Genomic DNA, 19,137 nt, shown 5'->3' with positions numbered 1-19,137 from the left:
CAGATGTTAATTACTTCTGTTGATAAACACTGATACTATTTATAATTTAGTACCAACCATATTTGAAACCGATGCAGAAAAAATACTTATTAATTCCGCTATTTTTGGCAGGAAGTTTTACCAGCTACGCGCAGGTCAGCGCGCTGCAAAACCTCAATAAGAACTACCAGACTGGCTTAGAATTATTAGAAAAAGAGAAATACACTGCGGCAGCGCAGCAATTTAAGCTTGTAGAGCAGCTTCGCTATAAACCCTCAACGCAAACAGAAAGTAATGCAGAGCTGTCAACCTTAAAGGAAAATGCTAAATTTTATGCCGCAGTTTGCGCGCTCGAATTAACAAACAGTGATGCTGAGAGTTTATTCCAGTCTTTTATCCGCGACTATCCGTTAAATCCAAATACCAAACTGGCTTATTTTTATGTAGGCAAAACTTATTTCGGACAAAAAAATTATACCAAAGCATTGGAGTGGTTTGAAAAAACTGACCCTTCAACCCTATCCGGAAAACAAAGAAATGAATATCAGTTTAAACAAGGCTACAGCTATTTCGAACTTAAAGACTACGAAAAAGCTGAACCTTTATTTGAGTTGGTTAAAAAAGATAAAGGTGATTTTCAGGAAAGTGCAACTTATTATTTTGCCTACATCAACTACCTGAATAAAGAATATAAAACGGCACTTGCCAATTTCGAAAAGCTAAAAGGCTCTCCTACCTATGAAGCCAGTTATCCGTACTACATCACATCAATGTATTACCTTGATGAGCGCTATGACGATGTGATCGAGTATGCTCTGGCTTCAATACAGAAAACAAAGCAACAATTCGAACCGGAAATGTTAAGCCTTGTCGCGGCATCATACTTTGCAAAATCAGAATTCAAAAACGCTGAAAAATACTTTGCTGAGTTTTATGCAAAGGATAAAAGCGAGACCAAAAATAACCTGTTTATTTATCAGTACGGATACTCACTTTTCCAGAATAAAAAATATAAGGAATCTGTTGCCGTTTTAGAAAAACTCAACAATGATGATGTTTACCTGCAAAATGGTATGCACACTCTGGGTAAAGCATTTATTCAGTTAGGCAACAAGCAAAAAGCACAAAGTGCATTTTTCAGGGCATCAAGGTTGGATTTCGACAAAGCCATACAGGAAGAAGCCTGGTTAAGTTATGCTAAGCTGAGTTATGAGCTCGACTTCCATCAGCAGGCATTGGAAGCCACACAAGGTTTTTTAAAGGCCTTCCCAAAATCTAAAAAACTTAACGAAGCCAAAACACTGTTGGGTGAGGTATTGCTGACAACCAAAAACTACCAGGCTGCTGTTGATATTTTAGAACCTATTCCGGATAAAACATTAGAAGCAAAGGAAGCTTATCAGAAGGTGACTTACTTCCGCGGACTTGAATTTTATAATGAAAGGGCATTTCCAAATGCACTCTCTATGTTTTTACGTTCGGAAAAATATACTGAAGATGCCGAGATCCATGCGTTAAGTACCTATTGGAAAGCAGAATCAATGTATGAACTGCGTAAATTTGGCGAAGCCGTTGCTACCTTCGAGAAATTTTTAAAAATGCCTGACGCAGACAAAACAGGTGTTTATAACTTCGCCAACTATGCGCTTGCTTATGCAGCTTTTGAAGATGAAAAATATAGTAAGGCCGCTAGTTATTTTGAAAAATTCCTGGCAGGCAGCGATAAAGACCAGAAAACAATTGATGATGCAACCATCCGCCTGGCCGATTCATATTTTGTAAATAAAAGTTATGGCGATGCCATGTCTAATTACAATAAAATCATTGCCAGACATACATCTTCTGAAGACTATGCTACTTTTCAGAAAGGAATGATCCAGGGCCTCGAAAATCAGTATGATGCCAAGATCGGAACCATGCAGTCGTTATTATCAAAGTTTCCAAACTCTAACTATGCTGATGATGCAGGCTTTGAAACAGCCTATACTTATTTTACAAAAGGCGACTTCGATAAATCAAAATCAGATTTAGTTGATTTGGTGGCAAAATATCCCCGCAGCAGCTACGTGCCCAAGGCATTAGTTACCATCGGACTGGTTCAGTATAATCAGGATCAGGATGATGCCGCTCTGGAGTCATTCAAAAAAGTGGTGCGCGACTATCCAACAACAGATGAGGCTAAGCAAGCCATGGAATCCACCAAAAATATCTATATAGATCGCGGAGATGCAAACGGTTTTATTACCTATGCTAACTCTACGCCACTAGGTAATTATTCATCAAATGACCAGGATAACATTGTATTTGCTGCAGCCAACAACCTTTATCTCAAAGGTGATGCAAATGGTGCCTTTCAATCTGTAAACGCCTACTTTGATAAATTTCCTAAAGCCATCCACGAAAAAGAGGCTAAATTTATCAGGGCCGAATCATTGGTAAAATTAGGCCGCCCGGAAGATGCTATCGCCGACTACGAGTTTATACTGAATGATTGGACAAGTGATTACACAGAGCGTTCGCTGGTAAGCATTTCGCAGGTTTTTCTCAACCAGAAAAAATACAATGAAGCTATTGTATATCTGAAAAGACTGGAAACAACTACCGATTACAAATCTCACTACAGTTTTGCCATCAACAACCTGTTAAAAGCTTATACCGCACTTAACATGCCTGATGATATGTTAAAATATGCACAATTGACTAAAGATTCCGAGAAAGCGTCGGAGGAAGAAAAAAATAGTTCAGGATTATACTCAGGTAAAGCGTACTTATTAAAAGGTGATACCACCACAGCCGTAAAGGAATTTAAAAACGTTGTGGCAAAAACCAAAACCATTGCTGCAGCAGAAGCTAAATACAACCTGGCTTTGCTGGAATACAGTAAAGGCGATTTTAAAACATCATCAAAAACATGCTTTGATCTGATCAATAATATGGCTTCTTATGATTACTGGGTAGCGAAGGCCTTTATTCTCCTATCTGATAATTATGTAGCCCTCAAGGATAATTTACAGGCTAAAAGTACTCTTCTCAGTATCATCGATAATTACGAAGGCAAGGATGATATCATCCCTACAGCCAAAGAAAAACTAGAAAAACTAAACCAGAAGAAGTAGCATTATGAAGTCAATTAAATATATATACAGTACACTTTTCTTATTAGCTGCCGGAATAGTCACGGTGCAGGCACAAGATAAAAAACAGGATGAAAAAGGTGTGGTTACTGAAGAAGTTGAGGTAGTTCGCCCATATAAACCAATTTTAGCTGAAGCTGTAAAACTGAGAAGAAGCCCGAATCTGGATGACGTAAAAACCTACAAGGCAAAATTCAACTACAGCATAACTGACCGGAAATTAGAGTTAAACAGCGACATTCAAAAGCTGCAGGCACAAGCCCTCGCTGATGAAAAGGCGAGCGTTCTCGTTAATAATTATGTGAAAGGAGCATTTGGATCACAGGCTACATTATTGGGCGAGGCTTATTTTAATACTGGTAAAGATGAAGGCCTACAGCTCGGTGGTTATTTCAAACATTTTAGCCAGGAAGGTAAGCTAAATAAACAAAACAGCAGCAGTCAGCAGTTGAGTGTATTTGGTCGCAGCATTTTAGACGAAAACACAGTTAGCGGGCGAATTAATTTTGAACGCAACGGCACTTATTTCTACGGGATAGATGATGCCCGGCCGACCTTTAACACCGATCCTCAAAAACAAGCTTTAACTTTTGTTGAACTTGAGGGGGAGCTGGTAAAGAACTTCACCGAAGATCAGGATGCATTTAGCTATGCACTTAAAGCAAACGGTTACCTTTGGGGAGATAAATACGATGCTAAGGAAAGTTACTTTACGCTAAATGGCTATGTTAATAAACGCATCAGCTCCTTTAATCTGGGGTTGGCCGCCTCAACGGAATTCGGCAATACAAAAGACGCCCTCACTAGTGTAGGCAACAACCTGCTTCGCTTAAATCCTTATATCCGCTTACAGGTTAAGGGGGCTAAAGTAACGGCTGGTATTAACTTCGTACAGGAGTTTGGAGCCTTCAGCAGCACCAGGATATTCCCTGCGGTAACAGCTGATTTCACTTTGATTCCCGATTACTTACAAGTTTTTGGTGAAGTGAAAGGCGATGTAAACAGAAATTCGCTGAAAGGCTTTACAGACGAGAATCCATGGTTGAATAATAATATCCTGGTTAAAAACACAGTAGAGAAGCTGAGCTTTAGCGCAGGTATTAAAGGCACTGGTGGTCCGGGCTTCGGCTACAAGGCTAAGTTATACATCAGGCAATTTGATGATATGCCACTATTCGTGAATAACTTTACTGATTTCAATAAATTTGATGTGATTTACGATTTTGGTAAAACCAAGTTAACCGGATTAGAAGGAGAGATATCAGTTCAGGTTAGTGATGCATTAAAGTGGACAGGCAAACTAAACATTGACGATTGGAAACCGGCCCAGGAAACCTATAGCTGGTTTAAACCAGGCTTGAAGGTAAGCTCAAACTTTGTGTATACATTTAATAAAAAACTGACTTTTAATGCAGGTGTTGTAATACAGGATGATGTTAAAGCGAAGTTATACCTGAGCGCACCAGTTAACCCCTTACAATATGTAGTTCCAAATACCAGTATAGAAGAGATTGTTACCGTTAAAGGTTATGTTGATTTAGGTATTGGTGCAGATTATAAAATCAATAACAAATTCTCTGTATTTGCTAAAGCGAACAACCTGCTCAATAAAAACTACAGCAGATATTTGTATTATCAGGTGAATGGATTTAATATCTTTGGTGGATTAAGCTACTCATTTTAGCCTTTAATCGTCTTTATACAAAAAAACCACAGCTTACAGCTGTGGTTTTTTTCGTTGAAATATTTTTTTTGATATTTATGCAGCAACCTTCTTTGCTTTTTCATGCTGCTTCATTTTAACAAGCACTACAACAGCAATAATGGATAAGATCAGGAACAGCAGATCAATAAACAAAATATCAAACTTCCCCTGATCGAATGTAATCCACAACCAGTTGTTACGTTTAATCCCATCCATTAAAGGCAAAAGGAAACATGATAAAGCAGATAATATCAAACTCTGATGATTAGTTATCGCCAGATTTCGCCTTACGATAAAATAAACCGATAACAATAACCACGAATAGAAATACAGATGGAAAATATCTGACTGGCCTGGTTTATCTATGAACAATAAACTGATCAGTGTAAATGCTGTAACGGGCAGCATACTTAAACAGGAAGCCATAAAAATGTTAGCGGTCCAGAAGTTAAACACCCTTTTCTTTTTTGGAACGTTATTTTTATCCCTGGCTACCAGCCAGATCAGGATCCCTGAAATGATGACCAGGCAGCCCATGATTCCAAGTACAAAGAAAATTACCTTTAAAGGTTTCCCTCCGAAATCACCAAAATGAAGGTGATAGATCATACTTTTTACTTTATCCACATAGCTCGATTGCTTTACAGGTGATACTTCACTTAAGACCTGTTGATCTCTGACTCTATACACGAGATGTCCGGTACCAGAGAAGCTCTCCTGAGCCTGTGGTTTAGCCTCCAGTATAACGTGCATATTCGCATCTCCGTAATTCTTAATCTGAACAGAGGTGATTCTGCTATTCTTCCATTTGCGCTCGGTTCTGGATAGCAAATCGTTGATATTGAAAGAAGTTTCTAATGGCTTGTAGCTATAATCATATTTTGTGGTATCACTGTATTCTAAATCCTGATATAAAGCCGCACTGTTTCCTTTATAGGCGAATTTCGTATAAGGCCCAATTAGAAATACATTGGCAATAAGCACAACTCCTGTTATGGCAAATATCAGTTGAAAAGGAAAACCAATTACGCCGATAGCCGTATGCAAATCCGTCCATAACGTTTTCCATTTAGACCATGGTCTAAAGGTGAAGAAATTCGAAAAAATCTTTTCCCAGTGTAGCATCAGTCCTGTTATCAATGCGAAAACAAAGATAAATGACACAATACCGGCAAGCAGGTATCCGAATGGTGCACCTAAATGAATGGGAACTGCATTCAGTTGAGCGAGGAAATGCAGGCGATATAAAAACTCACCCATGTCATAGGAGTCAGTATAATCACCCGATTTTTTATTTGCAAAATCGTAATTAAAATACATTGAATCATCGTCCCCACCTCTTCCACGGCCCTTACGTTTTTTGCCTTCCCCAGCTGGTTTCGGTGTTATCTTCTTTTTCAGTGTGCTGTCGTTTGATCCTGTTACAGATACATAAGCACCAACATCATTCCGCTGAATAAAAAAACTAAAGTCACGCCCCTTCAAATTTGTTTTTTCTCCTAAAGAATCCAGAATATGACCGTAATCTTTTGTACTGGTTCTACGCCCCTCAACATAAGAACTGTTTTTTTGCCAGGCGCTGATATCATCTTTAAAAAAAGAAAACGAACCTGCAAAAAACATCACATATAAAATTGCACAAATGATAATACCACTTATGGTATGCGTATGAAAGTAAATATTGTATTTCCTGTTATCCATTTCTAATTATATCATGTAGCAAGCGCCCGAAAACACTAATATTAATAAAGTATAAATCCCTAAAACTTTCCATACACTCCTTGATAAAAATGTCAGGAGTAACAAAACGGCCCATAACAAATAACCTGTAATAAATGAAGTGGCGATGACCTCGGGTGACGGAAAGATTCTGGTGAGTAGTAAATGAAAGCTGAACATTACCAGATATCCGCCGATTACTCCAATCAGAATTTTCGCAAACCTGATCCACGGCGATTTGGTAAGGTGTTTTTTATTTGCAGGCATAAATTATATAAACATTTCTAGTAAGAGAATTGAAAAGTAAACCGCTGCGATAACACCGATTCTGACATAGCGGAAAGGCTGAATGGATACAATCAGACTGCCCGCTGCCATCAAGGTAAACACAATGGCAGCAATCCCACTCCCCCAGCCCAGGTTTAAAATCAATAAAGTTGACGATACTATAAAAAACAGTGCCGCGAGTACCCGAAATTGCTTTTTCTTATGCACTATAGTAGAAACGTAAGAAGGTGGATGTTGCTGCTTGAACTGTTTTGAAGTCAGATAGCATATTTCAAATGCAATTAGCATAAACAGGAAGGAAGTTGTTATCATAATTCGTTTGGAATCGGTTACCATACCATTCAGCATACGGTCAGATTTCCTGCAAATATAAAATCCGCACCGTTGCAAATCAAGAGTTATTTATAATTAATTTAAATAAAGAGAATAAATTATTATGCCACTACCAAATCGCAATCAGGTTCTCAAAAATTGGTTTTAATAAATTTCTAATCTTATTAATGATTATATAAGGTATCTCATTTGGTAACTCACATACCATTTCTATCTTTGTAACCGTTATCTTTAGAAGTTAAGGAGATACGAATCTTTTAACACGTTACACTTTTACATGATAAAACAATCAATACGGTCATCATTCCACCCTCCTTTTTCAGGCAAAATGCACGATAACGTATTTGCTGACGCTTTGAAGGTCAAATATAATTTTTAAATTTAATGCTTAATAATACCGGAATGGACATCTTATCATACCTTTTAGAACTTTTGCAACAACGCAAGGAAGTTGGAGTTAATGACCTGGGCACTTTCTTCAAAAAGAAATCACCGGGGAGATACGATAAAGAAACACAATCATTTTTGCCACCAAGTTATACCTTGGTTTTTACATCTGAGTTAAAAGAAAGCGGATACCTGGCAGATTTTATTGCCGCTAAAAGAAATATTTCTACTGACAGTGCGAATTATTACATTGCTCAGTTTGTAGAAAACATCCAGCAGAAGCTGGAAACTGAACACGAAATTGAACTGGACAATCTAGGGCGCTTATTCTTCACTGAACATGCGGGCTTAAGTTTTGAACCAGCTAACAATATTAATTATGGCTCAGAGTTTTATGGTTTACCACAGGTTTCTGAAACCATATCTGAAGAACCGAAACCTTTACATGTAGAACCAAAAGCTTCAGTCGAAGAACCGGACGAAGACATTTACGATGAGATTGCTGAAGCTCCGCATACACCTGTTGTTTCTGAAAGCAAGGAAATAGCACACCCCGTTATTGAAAATATTGAACTGGATGAAGTACAGGACGACTTAAGAAAGACCTTGGAAAATGTGACACCCAAGGAAGAAGATGTAGTGCCCGCTCCTGAATTCATCAAAGAACAGCACCAGGAACATCCTAACCGTTTTGGTCACACACCAGAATCTGAAGAGCATGTAAATAAAAAAACTCCAGCACCGGAATTTATGAAAGAGCAGCATGAGGAACACCCTCATCGCTTTGGCCACACGCCCGAATCAGAGGTGCTTGCACACGAAATTAATCAGGAGATTGCTGCAGAAGCACTTGACCAACCTAAAAAGTATATTCAACTTGGAGATGAGACCACTGTTGATGAACCGGTTATCGAAGCACCTGAATTTATCAAAGCGCAACACGCCGAACACCCAAACCGCTTTGGCCATGACCCTGTTCCGGAAGAGCCATCAGTCCCTGACACTAAACCCATCTGGCCTAAAGTTCTCACAGCGATCTTCCTGCTGTTAATCATTGGAGCCATTGTTTATTATACCAAACCGGAATGGTTTAACCGTCAGCAACCAGTAGTCAACCAACCGGTAAAAACGATTGACACCGCTAAGGTGACCATTGACAGTGCGAAAGTTAAACAGGATTCTGTCGCGAAAACGTACAGTATTTTGAAAGCCAGTCAGGTGGCAGCAAAAACAGATACCGTTAAAAAAGCAAAACCTGTAAGCACGGCTGTTGCGGCAGCGCCACCGGTCGCTGATCATTCATCCTCACGGTTCTATGTTATCGCCATTTCGTACAAAACTGAAGCCCGTGCCTTGGAATACATTGCCAAGATGAAGAAAATTGGCCTGGATGCTGAGATTGTAAAAATGGAAGGAACCAGAAAAAAAGTGAGTATCGCTAACTTTAGTACAAAAGAAGAAGCTGAGAAACAGAAAGATATTCTGCAGAAGAAACTCAATGGGAAAGGCTTTTACATTAAACAGTTAAAAATCAACACACAACCATAAAAATGATAACTTTATTAATTCAAGACACCACACAGGCATTACAGGATACCGCAAATGCAATTAATCAGGCAGTAACTCAACCAGCTCCTGAAGAACTTCATTTTATTGATTTGCTCTTCAAAGGCGGATGGGTAATGATCCCCCTTGCTTTTCTGGCTTTTCTGGCTTTGGTAATTTTCGTTGAACGCTATTTAACCATTAAAAAAGCCACAAAAGACGAATCAAATTTAATGGGTCAGATCAGGTCATACATTCATTCCGGCAATCTGGATGGAGCCATGTCATTGCTTAGAAACAATAACTCCCCACTTTCCAGAATGCTGCAGAAAGGTTTAAAGCGTATTGGACGCCCCATTAAAGATATTGAAGGTGCCATAGAAAACGTTGGTAAACTCGAAGTTTCTAAACTGGAGAAAAATATCAGTATCTTAGGCATTGTAGCGGGTATCGCGCCCATGCTCGGTTTCGTAGGAACAATTGTCGGGGTAATCACGATCTTCCACCAGGTATCCATTAAAGGTGCTATTGAAATCGGCACCATCTCAGGTGGTTTGTATACCAAAATGATCACTTCGGCTACAGGTCTAATCATTGGTATCATCGCATACGTACTGTACCACATCCTGAACATCATGGTTGAAAAAATCATCCTTAAGATGGAAACCGACGCAATTGATTTTATTGATTTATTAGAAGAACCAGGCAAATAATGAATTTACGCAAGAGAACAAAAGGAGGCGTAGAAGTACATACATCAGCACTGAACGATATTATGTTCTTCCTGATGCTGTTCTTTTTATTGGCTTCTGCTGTGGTAAATCCACAAGTGGTTAAACTGTTATTGCCTCAGTCTTCCAGCGGACAACAATCTACCGCTAAAAAAGCGGTTACCGTAAGTATAGACGAAAAGTTCAATTATTTCGTTGATAAAAAACCAGTGAGTGTTGATGCCTTACAGGCAGCAATAGAGTCGTACCAGAAGGTAGCACCAGATATGACCATCATTTTGTATGTCGCTAAAAATGTACCTGCAGAAAATATCATGGTAGCTTACGATGTGGCAAACAAACTGAAATTAAAACTCGTTTTAGCTGTAGAGCCGAAAAAATAATGAATACTACAGAAGAAAATAACTATCCAAAAGCTATCGCCATCTCCTCCGGGATCATGGCAGTTTTGCTTGCAATTAGCTTCTTAATTGTGATAAATTCTTTTGAACCCCCTGAAGATTTAGGCATGGGCGGTATGGTGGTAAATTACGGTACTGCCGCAGAAGGTATGGGTGATGATTATACCAGTATTGAAGAACCTTCAGCTGATCCTAATGCAAATCAGAAAGCGCCGGATAAAGTAACGCCACAGGAGAAGGTAACAGAAAACACCACTGTAGAAACAGGCGATAAGGAAATCCAGACACAGAATACCGAAGAGGCCATTAGCGTAAATACTAAACCAACTAAAACTAAAACCACCACACCAACTACGGCGACTGAAGAAAAGCCTTCTCAACCGGTTATTAACCAGAATGCGCTGTATAAGGGTAAAAAAAGTACAGGTCAGGGTGGCGGAGACGGGACAGGTAATACGGCTGGAAATCAGGGTTCAGTTAACGGAGATCCGCTTGCAAATAATTATGGAGAAGGTGGATCTGGTTTTGGAAATAAGCCTATAGAACTGAGAAGATTCTCTAACCTGGTAGTTCCTAAAGACGATGGACAAAAAACAGGAAGGATTGCAATCCGTATTTATTTCAATCGTTCGGGCGATATTGTACGTGCCAATCAGGAATTAAAAGGTTCAACGATTACCGACACTGAGCTGGTTAATAAGTGTATTCAGGCCGTGCTCAATTCTTCACTGAGCAAATCGGACATTGGGACGGATAACCAGACCGGAGTGGTTGTATTTAACTTCAAGGTGAAATAAGTCGCAATTGACTTAATCGTAGATAATGGTCTGTTTTTGCAGGCCATTTTTTTTGCAAAAAAATCATTTAAATAGGATCTCAGGTTCAACTTTTTATTTCATAATAAAAATAGTCAGCCTATATTTGACCTGAATGATGAACTACCAGCAAACACTAGATTTCCTTTACAGTAAACTCCCCATGTTTACCCGTGTTGGCGCTTCCGCCTTTAAAAAAGACTTAACCAATACCATCGTTTTTTGCAATGCATTAAACAATCCGCAGGATAAATTTAAAAGTATTCATGTTGCAGGAACAAACGGTAAAGGCTCTACATCGCACATGTTGGCAGCAATTTTACAAGCACAGGGATACAAAACCGGCTTATATACTTCACCACACTTAAAAGATTTTCGCGAGCGTATCCGCATTAATGGAAAAATGATCGCCAAAACGGAGGTGGTTTCCTTCATAGACGATCAGAAAGAATTAATCGAAGAGGTTGAACCCTCCTTTTTTGAGGTTACAGTAGCGCTCGCCTTTGATCATTTCGCTAAACATCAGGTAGATATTGCCATTATCGAAGTAGGCTTGGGAGGCAGATTGGATTCAACCAATATCATCACCCCGGAAATTTCTGTAATTACTAATATCAGCATGGACCATATGAATATGCTCGGCGATACACTCGAAGAGATAGCAGGTGAAAAAGCAGGAATTATAAAAAAAGGTATTCCCATCGTAATCGGAGAAACTCAGGAAAAATCATCGCCGGTTTTTATCAAAAAAGCAAAAGATATGAATGCACCAATCTCGTTTGCTGATCAGGAGTTAACAGCCACCAACTTTAAACTTACCAAGGGAAAACTCTCGTTATCCTTAAATAAAATTGGAAATAAAATTAATTACACTCTTGAGAGTGATTTAACCGGTACCTACCAACATAAAAACATTTTAACTGTGCTCCAAACCATTGCGATACTCAACCAGACCTCAAAATTCAGCATTTCGGCTGAAAGTATTGCAAGCGGTTTAAAGCAGGTAAAAAAACTTACTGGCCTACAAGGCCGTTGGCAAACCTTAAACCAACACCCTGTGGTAATCTGCGATACCGGGCATAACGAAGCAGGCATTGCTGAGGTGATTAAAAACATTGACCAAACCCCGTATGAAAAGCTGCACATTGTTTTTGGAATGGTAAAAGATAAAGACATTTCAAAAGTACTCTCCCTGTTGCCGCAAAATGCCACTTACTATTTTTGCAAGCCCGATCTGGAAAGAGGCCTGGATGCAGGGGATTTGAAAGAACAGGCTGCTGCCTTCGGCTTAACAGGTAATTCATACTCCTCCGTGCAGTCAGCAAAAGAAACAGCAATGAAGTCTGCCAATCCTAATGACCTGATCTTCATTGGCGGCAGCACTTTTGTGGTGGCAGAAGCGATATAAAAACTTTACAATTACTTCAAAATATGTTCATTTAAAAATTGTTACTTTAGCCCTTTAACAATTATAGAATGAAGAAAATATCTTATTTACTCTTTTCCCTATCGCTTCTCTCCGCTTCAATATCAAACGCACAAACTAAGAAAACTATCGCTGTCCCTGCCAAGGCTTTTCCGGCCGAGGTTGCCCGACCTAAATTGGTTGTTGGCCTTGTTGTGGATCAGATGCGCTGGGATTACCTGTATCGTTTTTATAACCGTTACACAAATGGAGGCTTTAAAAGATTAGTAAATGAGGGTTTTTCAGTTGAAAATACATTCATCCCATATACACCTACCTATACCGCTTGCGGTCACACCTGTATTTATACAGGATCTGTTCCGGCAGTACACGGTATTGTTGGAAACGACTGGTACAATCCTGAAACAAAGAAAAGTGTTTATTGTACAGATGATTCGACCGTAACTACTGTTGGAAGTTCACCATCTCCTGAAGGTAATATGTCACCTAAAAACATGCTTACCAATACCATCACTGATGAATTAAGATTAGCTACAAACTTTAAAGGCAAAGTAATTGGTATTTCTCTAAAAGACAGAGGTTCTATATTACCGGCGGGCCATGCCGCCAATGCAGCATATTGGTACCAGGGTAGTACCGGAAACTGGATCACCAGTACATACTACATGAAAGAGGTACCATCGTGGATTGCTGATTACAACAAATTAAAACTGGCAAATAAATTTTATGCTAAAAACTGGGAAACACTTTATCCTCTAAACACATACGTAAACAGCACAGCAGACGAGAAAGCTTACGAAGGTAAATCAAGTACTTTCCCTCATCAATTGACACAGAATATTGATAAGAACTTTGATGCCATCAGAGGCACGCCATATGGCAATACCATTACGCTCGACCTGGCTAAACTGGCCATTTTATCTGAAGATTTAGGAAAAGATAACATTACTGACTTCTTAGCAGTAAGTTGTTCATCAACAGATTATGTTGGCCATGCTTACGGTCCTAATTCCGTTGAAGCTGAAGATACTTACCTCCGTTTAGATAAAGACATCGAGGCTTTTTTCAATTACCTGGACAAACAGGTGGGTAAAGGAAATTATACTGTATTTCTTACGGCAGACCATGGTGCGGCGCATGTGCCAGGTTTCATGAAAGAAAACAATTTGCCTGCTGGCGTAGTGAGCGACAGGGACATTGCAAGCAAGTTAAATACTTTCTTAAACGACAAGTTCAAAGCAGATAACATCGTTTTAAAATCAATGAACAACCAGATCATTTTTGATCATGACAAAATTGATAAAGTAAGTGTAAGTTTCGACGTAATTAAAGCAGCATCAGTTGAATTTTTAAGACATCTTGATGGTTTTCAAAATGCGGTAGATATTTCAAAGATCTCTCAGGCTACCTTACAGGAAATTCAGAAAAAGATGATTACAAACGGATATTATCCACGTCGTAGCGGAGATATTTATTACGTCCTTGAGCCAAACTGGTTTAATGGAAGCAGCAGCGGAACCACACACGGAAACTGGAACCCTTACGATTCGCATATTCCATTGGTATTTATGGGATGGGGTATAAAACCCGGTGCAACCAATACCATGCATTATATGACTGATATCGCACCAACTTTAGCCGCACTATTGCATATCCAAACACCCAATGGAACCGTTGGAGAACCCATAACAGAAATTACAAACAAATAAAAATATAGCCACCCTGCCAGGTGGCTTTTTTGTTTACCCCTCCATCCCAGCTCTTGCACGTGTCTTTCTTAAAATCATTATAAAAGCCACTAATTATAACAATTTGCTACATTTGTTGAACCAAATATATCAGCTACAGGCAGTTCAGAATTTGATTCTGTAAGGCCTTTAATTCCATAGTATGCAAGCAGTAGAAATATACAAACCAAAGAATAAAATTCGTTTTGTTACAGCAGCATCCCTTTTCGACGGGCATGATGCAACCATCAACATCATGCGCCGCATATTGCAATCATCAGGTGCCGAAGTGATTCACCTTGGCCACAACCGCGCGGTTGATGAGGTGGTAAACTGTGCCATTCAGGAGGATGTTCAGGGAATTGCAATGACTTCCTACCAGGGTGGTCATATTGAATATTTCAAGTACATGTACGATTTGCTTCAGGATAGCGGAGCAGGACACATAAAAATCTTTGCCGGGGGTGGCGGCGTATTTCTTCCTGCTGAAATAGAAGAGCTGGAAGCCTATGGTATTACTAAAATATACTCTCCGGATGACGGCCGGAGAATGGGGCTACAAGGCATGATTAATGATATGCTGATCAAAACAGATTTCATTACCAAAGAAAACATTACCAATGAGTTGACAAGTGTCCCTTCAAAAGATATAAAAGCAATTGCAGGCGCCATTACAGTGGCCGAAAACGATCCGGAAGGGACACAACAATTTGTAAACGAACTGAAAAAGTTATCGGCAAGTTACACTGTTCCGATTCTCGGCATCACAGGAACCGGGGGGGCTGGTAAATCATCTTTGGTAGATGAACTGGTTCGGCGCTTTCTAATTGAAGTTGATGATAAAACACTGGCGATTATCTCTGTAGACCCTTCAAAAAGAAAAACCGGAGGTGCATTATTGGGCGATAGAATCCGCATGAATGCGATCAATAATCCAAGGGTATACATGCGATCCCTCGCTACCCGCCAGGCAAATCTCGCCTTATCTAAAAATGTACAGGAAAGCATTGATATCTGCAAAGCTGCCGGGTATGATCTGATCATTGTTGAAACTTCAGGAATCGGACAATCAGATACAGAAATCACCGAGCATTGCGACGTATCTCTCTATGTGATGACGCCCGAATTCGGAGCTGCAACGCAGCTTGAAAAAATAGATATGCTCGACTTTGCAGACCTCGTTGCCATTAACAAATTTGATAAACGCGGTGCTTTGGATGCTTTACGTGATGTGCGCAAACAGTACAAACGTAATCATCAGATATTTGAGGCCAACGACGACGAAATTCCTGTTTACGGAACAATGGCTTCACAATTCAATGATCCAGGCATGAACAATTTGTTTGTAGCACTGATGCAAAAAGTCAGGGAAAAAACCGGCATTGATTTTAAAGCAAAAATGGAGTTGACAGGCGATCAATCTGAGAAAATATACATCATCCCGCCCGATCGTACCCGCTATCTGGCGGAGATTGCAGAAGCCAGTCAAGCTTACAACGAATGGGTAAATAAACAGGCATCCATTGCAACAAAGATGTATCAGCTAAAAGGAGTGATCGATTTAGCTGCAGAAAACCAATCTTTGGGTATAGGTAACGGACTTGCTGAAGCTTACACTTTTTTTGAAGAGCAACTTGATGCTGAATGTAAACGGTTGCTACGCCAATGGCCGGAAACAAAAAGGGCCTATAAAGAAGAATTTTTCATCTACAAAGTGCGTGATAAAGAAATCAAACAGCCGCTTTATTATGAATCCCTTTCGAAATTAAAGATCCCAAAGGTTGCCCTACCAAAGTATGAAGACTGGGGTGATATTCTGCGTTGGCTCTTAACCGAAAACCTTCCTGGTGAATTCCCTTATGCCGCCGGTGTCTTTCCACTTAAGCGTGACGGTGAAGATCCTACGCGGATGTTTGCTGGTGAAGGTGGGCCAGAACGAACCAATAAGCGTTTCCATTATGTTTCTCTCGGTCAGCCCGCACACAGGCTTTCCACAGCTTTTGATTCTGTAACCTTATATGGAGAAGACCCGCACATCCGACCCGACATCTATGGAAAAATTGGCAATTCAGGTGTAAGTATTGCAACCCTGGATGATGCAAAGAAACTTTATTCCGGATTTGATTTGTGTGCCCCTTCTACATCGGTATCGATGACGATCAACGGCCCTGCGCCAATGTTACTCGGTTTCTTTATGAATGCAGCCATCGATCAGCAATGTGAGAAATACATTATCGAAAATAATCTTCAAGATGAGGTCGATTCAAAGATTAATGCAATTTACGATCAGCTGAACATGGAAAGGCCTTCCTATAATGGTTCATTACCAGAAGGTAACGACGGCTTGGGGCTAATGTTGCTTGGAGTAACGGGTGATCAGGTATTACCGGAAGAAATTTATGAACCAATCAAGGCAAAAGCGATATCTGCAGTCCGGGGCACCGTACAGGCAGATATACTAAAAGAAGACCAGGCACAAAACACTTGTATCTTTTCTACCGAATTTGCATTACGCATGATGGGCGATATTCAGAAATATTTTATCGATGAAAAGGTTAGAAATTTTTACTCTGTTTCCATATCAGGCTATCACATTGCGGAGGCTGGTGCTAATCCGATTTCGCAGCTGGCTTTTACCCTCAGCAATGGTTTTACCTTTGTTGAGTACTACTTAAGTCGCGGCATGCTGATCGATGATTTCGCACCGAACTTATCATTCTTCTTCTCAAATGGAATCGACCCGGAGTATGCTGTAATCGGGCGTGTGGCCAGAAGAATCTGGGCTAAGGCCATAAAAAATAAATATAAGGGCAACGATCGGTCGCAAAAACTGAAGTACCATATCCAAACCTCCGGCAGATCGCTACATGCTCAGGAAATTGACTTCAACGATATCAGAACAACACTTCAGGCCTTATATGCAATCTATGATAATTGCAATTCGCTACATACGAACGCTTATGATGAAGCCATTACCACACCTACGGAAGAGTCTGTACGAAGGGCAATGGCCATTCAACTGATAATTAATAGAGAACTTGGGTTGGCGAAAAATGAAAATCCCTTGCAAGGTGCATTCATCATTGAAGAACTAACAGACCTGGTAGAAGAAGCTGTTTTAACAGAATTTAAAAGAATAAACGATCGTGGTGGCGTTCTCGGCGCAATGGAAACCATGTACCAGCGTGGAAAAATTCAGGAGGAGAGCTTGTACTATGAAACACTTAAACATACAGGCGAATATCCTATAGTAGGTGTAAACACATTTCTAAACAAAAATGGATCGCCTACCATTGTGCCCGGAGAAGTAATCAGAGCTACAGAAGATGAAAAACAATACCAGATTAAGGCATTACAAAACTTCCAAAACCGGAATGTTGATCTTTCCGCTAAAGTTCTAAAGCAACTGCAGCTGTCAGCCATTGCCGGAGAGAATATATTTACACAACTCATGGAAGTTTGCAAAGTGTGTTCGCTCGGTCAGATCAGCAAGGCACTTTATGAAGTAGGCGGTCAATACAGGCGAAACATGTAGATGTTTTAACTTGTAAAAAAAAAGCCCTGATAAACATCAGGGCTCTATATCATATCTTGAATTACTTTTAACCGGCAATCCAGCTGAATTTATAATCAATGGTCGGGTTTTTCATACGTTCAGCAACACGTAATAAACGTGAAGGTAAAGCCATGATATAATCCCGTGCCTTTTCTCCGGCCTCATTTAAATCGCGCATGCCTTCAATTTTCCAATCTTCAATCAACTCTTGCATGATGTCGACATAATCAACCGCTGTGTAGACACCTAAACGTTGAGCAGCATCAGTAAAATGTCCAAAAGTTTGTCCGATTTTTAAACCCACTTCCCTCAAAAAGTGTGCAGGCATTACAATTTTCTTGCGCATCATATCTTCAAAAGCCAACATCGCTTCATTTGGATCAACTTTAAAAATCTGATTCATAAAATCTTTGTAAGCTTTGGCATGTCTAGCTTCATCTGAGGCGATAACGCCGCACATACGTGATAATAATGTATCACCATCTTTCTTAGCCAAAGATGCCACCCTGCGGTGCGAAATATTGGTTGCCAACTCCTGGAATGAAGTGTAAATAAAGTTGCGGTATGGATCATGACCTGTACCGATGTCAAAACCATCAGCAATAAGGTACTGTGTTGAAATCTCCATCTGGCGCATGTTAACACGGCCAGACAGATATAAATATTTATTTAAAAGATCACCATGCCGATTTTCTTCTGCAGTCCAATGACGATTCCACTTCATCCATCCCCCATCTTCTTTCATGCTTGGTCCTTTAACCATAGCAAGCCACGACTCGTAAGTAGGAAGCGCCTCTTCTGTGATGGTATCACCGATTAAAACAGCTACAAGATCATATGAAAGATCTTTAGCATTTTCCCTTAATACTCTAATATCTTGATAAAAGGTTTCACTTGTAGAATCAGGAAGAAAATCTGATGGTTGCCAGTTAGTGTCAATTGGTTTTAAATAGGTATCCATCATCTCCAGCATATATTTTTCAATATACAGCATTACTTCCCCTCTTTTCTCTGCAAAAAAACTCATTCCTTTATATATATAGTTATTAAAGCAAAGATAACCAAATAATATGGCAAACCTCATTATATTAACACATTTGCAAATAATCAGTTTTTAAAATGAAATATATCATGAAATTCATATTGTTTAACCCTGAAATGATGAACATTCATAGTAAACTCGTCATCAGCTGCCATTGACATCGTTGATTTATACTTCAGTCGTTCACCTATTCCAATTGAATAAATGCATTTGCATTAACAAACGTGGATTTTATAAACGAAGAAACCCTCACAGTTGTTACTGCAAGGGTTCTTGTTAATCTGCTTTTAGGCAGTTTAAGATTTGGCACCGACCTACTCTCCCACGTGTTACCGCAGTACCATCGGCT

Annotated in this window: 12 protein-coding genes; 9 read left to right on the top strand and 3 right to left on the bottom strand. The window is 39.7% G+C overall.

Annotated features, from left to right (window positions below):
• The first annotated feature begins 71 nt into the window (after positions 1 to 71).
• Positions 72 to 3,095, top strand: coding sequence for a tetratricopeptide repeat protein (locus AC570I_RS12620; RefSeq protein ID WP_497405697.1), 3,024 nt, complete (start codon positions 72 to 74; stop codon positions 3,093 to 3,095).
• Positions 3,096 to 3,099: 4 nt separating this feature from the next.
• Positions 3,100 to 4,797, top strand: coding sequence for a TonB-dependent receptor (locus AC570I_RS12615; protein WP_497405696.1), 1,698 nt, complete (start codon positions 3,100 to 3,102; stop codon positions 4,795 to 4,797).
• Between the two features lie 75 nt (positions 4,798 to 4,872).
• Here AC570I_RS12615 and AC570I_RS12610 read toward each other — a convergent pair whose 3' ends face one another.
• Together AC570I_RS12610 and AC570I_RS12605 are read right to left on the bottom strand one after the other, a co-directional pair.
• Positions 4,873 to 6,519 (bottom strand): PepSY-associated TM helix domain-containing protein, encoded by a 1,647-nt coding sequence (locus AC570I_RS12610; RefSeq protein WP_497405695.1) that lies wholly within the window; start codon positions 6,517 to 6,519, stop codon positions 4,873 to 4,875.
• 6 nt (positions 6,520 to 6,525) lie between these two features.
• Complete coding sequence (locus tag AC570I_RS12605; protein WP_047799527.1) at positions 6,526 to 6,804, bottom strand: hypothetical protein; 279 nt, start codon at positions 6,802 to 6,804, stop codon at positions 6,526 to 6,528.
• A gap of 756 nt (positions 6,805 to 7,560) precedes the next feature.
• On the opposite strand from AC570I_RS12605, the gene AC570I_RS12600 reads away from it, so the two are divergent.
• From AC570I_RS12600 to AC570I_RS12570, 7 genes are all read left to right on the top strand, one after another.
• On the top strand, positions 7,561 to 9,093 hold the full coding sequence (locus tag AC570I_RS12600; RefSeq protein ID WP_497405694.1) for an SPOR domain-containing protein: 1,533 nt from the start codon (positions 7,561 to 7,563) through the stop codon (positions 9,091 to 9,093).
• 2 nt (positions 9,094 to 9,095) lie between these two features.
• Positions 9,096 to 9,803 (top strand): MotA/TolQ/ExbB proton channel family protein, encoded by a 708-nt coding sequence (locus tag AC570I_RS12595; RefSeq protein WP_047799529.1) that lies wholly within the window; start codon positions 9,096 to 9,098, stop codon positions 9,801 to 9,803.
• Positions 9,803 to 10,204: an ExbD/TolR family protein gene (locus AC570I_RS12590; protein ID WP_047799530.1), complete on the top strand. Its 402-nt coding sequence runs from the start codon at positions 9,803 to 9,805 to the stop codon at positions 10,202 to 10,204. Before AC570I_RS12595 ends, AC570I_RS12590 begins: the two co-directional genes overlap by 1 nt.
• Positions 10,204 to 11,019: a hypothetical protein gene (locus AC570I_RS12585; RefSeq protein ID WP_047799531.1), complete on the top strand. Its 816-nt coding sequence runs from the start codon at positions 10,204 to 10,206 to the stop codon at positions 11,017 to 11,019. The genes AC570I_RS12590 and AC570I_RS12585 overlap by 1 nt, the downstream gene beginning before the upstream one ends.
• A gap of 133 nt (positions 11,020 to 11,152) precedes the next feature.
• Positions 11,153 to 12,445 (top strand): bifunctional folylpolyglutamate synthase/dihydrofolate synthase, encoded by a 1,293-nt coding sequence (locus AC570I_RS12580; RefSeq protein WP_497405693.1) that lies wholly within the window; start codon positions 11,153 to 11,155, stop codon positions 12,443 to 12,445.
• 68 nt (positions 12,446 to 12,513) lie between these two features.
• On the top strand, positions 12,514 to 14,172 hold the full coding sequence (gene pafA / locus AC570I_RS12575; protein ID WP_497405692.1) for an alkaline phosphatase PafA: 1,659 nt from the start codon (positions 12,514 to 12,516) through the stop codon (positions 14,170 to 14,172).
• A 181-nt stretch (positions 14,173 to 14,353) separates the two neighbouring features.
• On the top strand, positions 14,354 to 17,725 hold the full coding sequence (locus AC570I_RS12570; RefSeq protein WP_497405691.1) for a methylmalonyl-CoA mutase family protein: 3,372 nt from the start codon (positions 14,354 to 14,356) through the stop codon (positions 17,723 to 17,725).
• Between the two features lie 67 nt (positions 17,726 to 17,792).
• On the opposite strand, the gene AC570I_RS12565 is transcribed toward AC570I_RS12570, so the two are convergent.
• Positions 17,793 to 18,773: an acyl-ACP desaturase gene (locus tag AC570I_RS12565; protein ID WP_497405690.1), complete on the bottom strand. Its 981-nt coding sequence runs from the start codon at positions 18,771 to 18,773 to the stop codon at positions 17,793 to 17,795.
• Positions 18,774 to 19,137: the final 364 nt, after the last annotated feature.

The organism is Pedobacter sp. A2324, assembly GCF_059693705.1.
This window is presented reverse-complemented; position numbering and strand designations above follow the sequence as displayed.

Coding starts and splice junctions, on each gene's coding strand:
- AC570I_RS12620 (WP_497405697.1), top strand. CDS start 72: ATGCAGAAAAAATACTTATTAATTCCGCTATTTTTGGCAGGAAGTTTT.
- AC570I_RS12615 (WP_497405696.1), top strand. CDS start 3,100: ATGAAGTCAATTAAATATATATACAGTACACTTTTCTTATTAGCTGCC.
- AC570I_RS12610 (WP_497405695.1), bottom strand. CDS start 6,519: ATGGATAACAGGAAATACAATATTTACTTTCATACGCATACCATAAGT.
- AC570I_RS12605 (WP_047799527.1), bottom strand. CDS start 6,804: ATGCCTGCAAATAAAAAACACCTTACCAAATCGCCGTGGATCAGGTTT.
- AC570I_RS12600 (WP_497405694.1), top strand. CDS start 7,561: ATGGACATCTTATCATACCTTTTAGAACTTTTGCAACAACGCAAGGAA.
- AC570I_RS12595 (WP_047799529.1), top strand. CDS start 9,096: ATGATAACTTTATTAATTCAAGACACCACACAGGCATTACAGGATACC.
- AC570I_RS12590 (WP_047799530.1), top strand. CDS start 9,803: ATGAATTTACGCAAGAGAACAAAAGGAGGCGTAGAAGTACATACATCA.
- AC570I_RS12585 (WP_047799531.1), top strand. CDS start 10,204: ATGAATACTACAGAAGAAAATAACTATCCAAAAGCTATCGCCATCTCC.
- AC570I_RS12580 (WP_497405693.1), top strand. CDS start 11,153: ATGATGAACTACCAGCAAACACTAGATTTCCTTTACAGTAAACTCCCC.
- pafA (WP_497405692.1), top strand. CDS start 12,514: ATGAAGAAAATATCTTATTTACTCTTTTCCCTATCGCTTCTCTCCGCT.
- AC570I_RS12570 (WP_497405691.1), top strand. CDS start 14,354: ATGCAAGCAGTAGAAATATACAAACCAAAGAATAAAATTCGTTTTGTT.
- AC570I_RS12565 (WP_497405690.1), bottom strand. CDS start 18,773: ATGAGTTTTTTTGCAGAGAAAAGAGGGGAAGTAATGCTGTATATTGAA.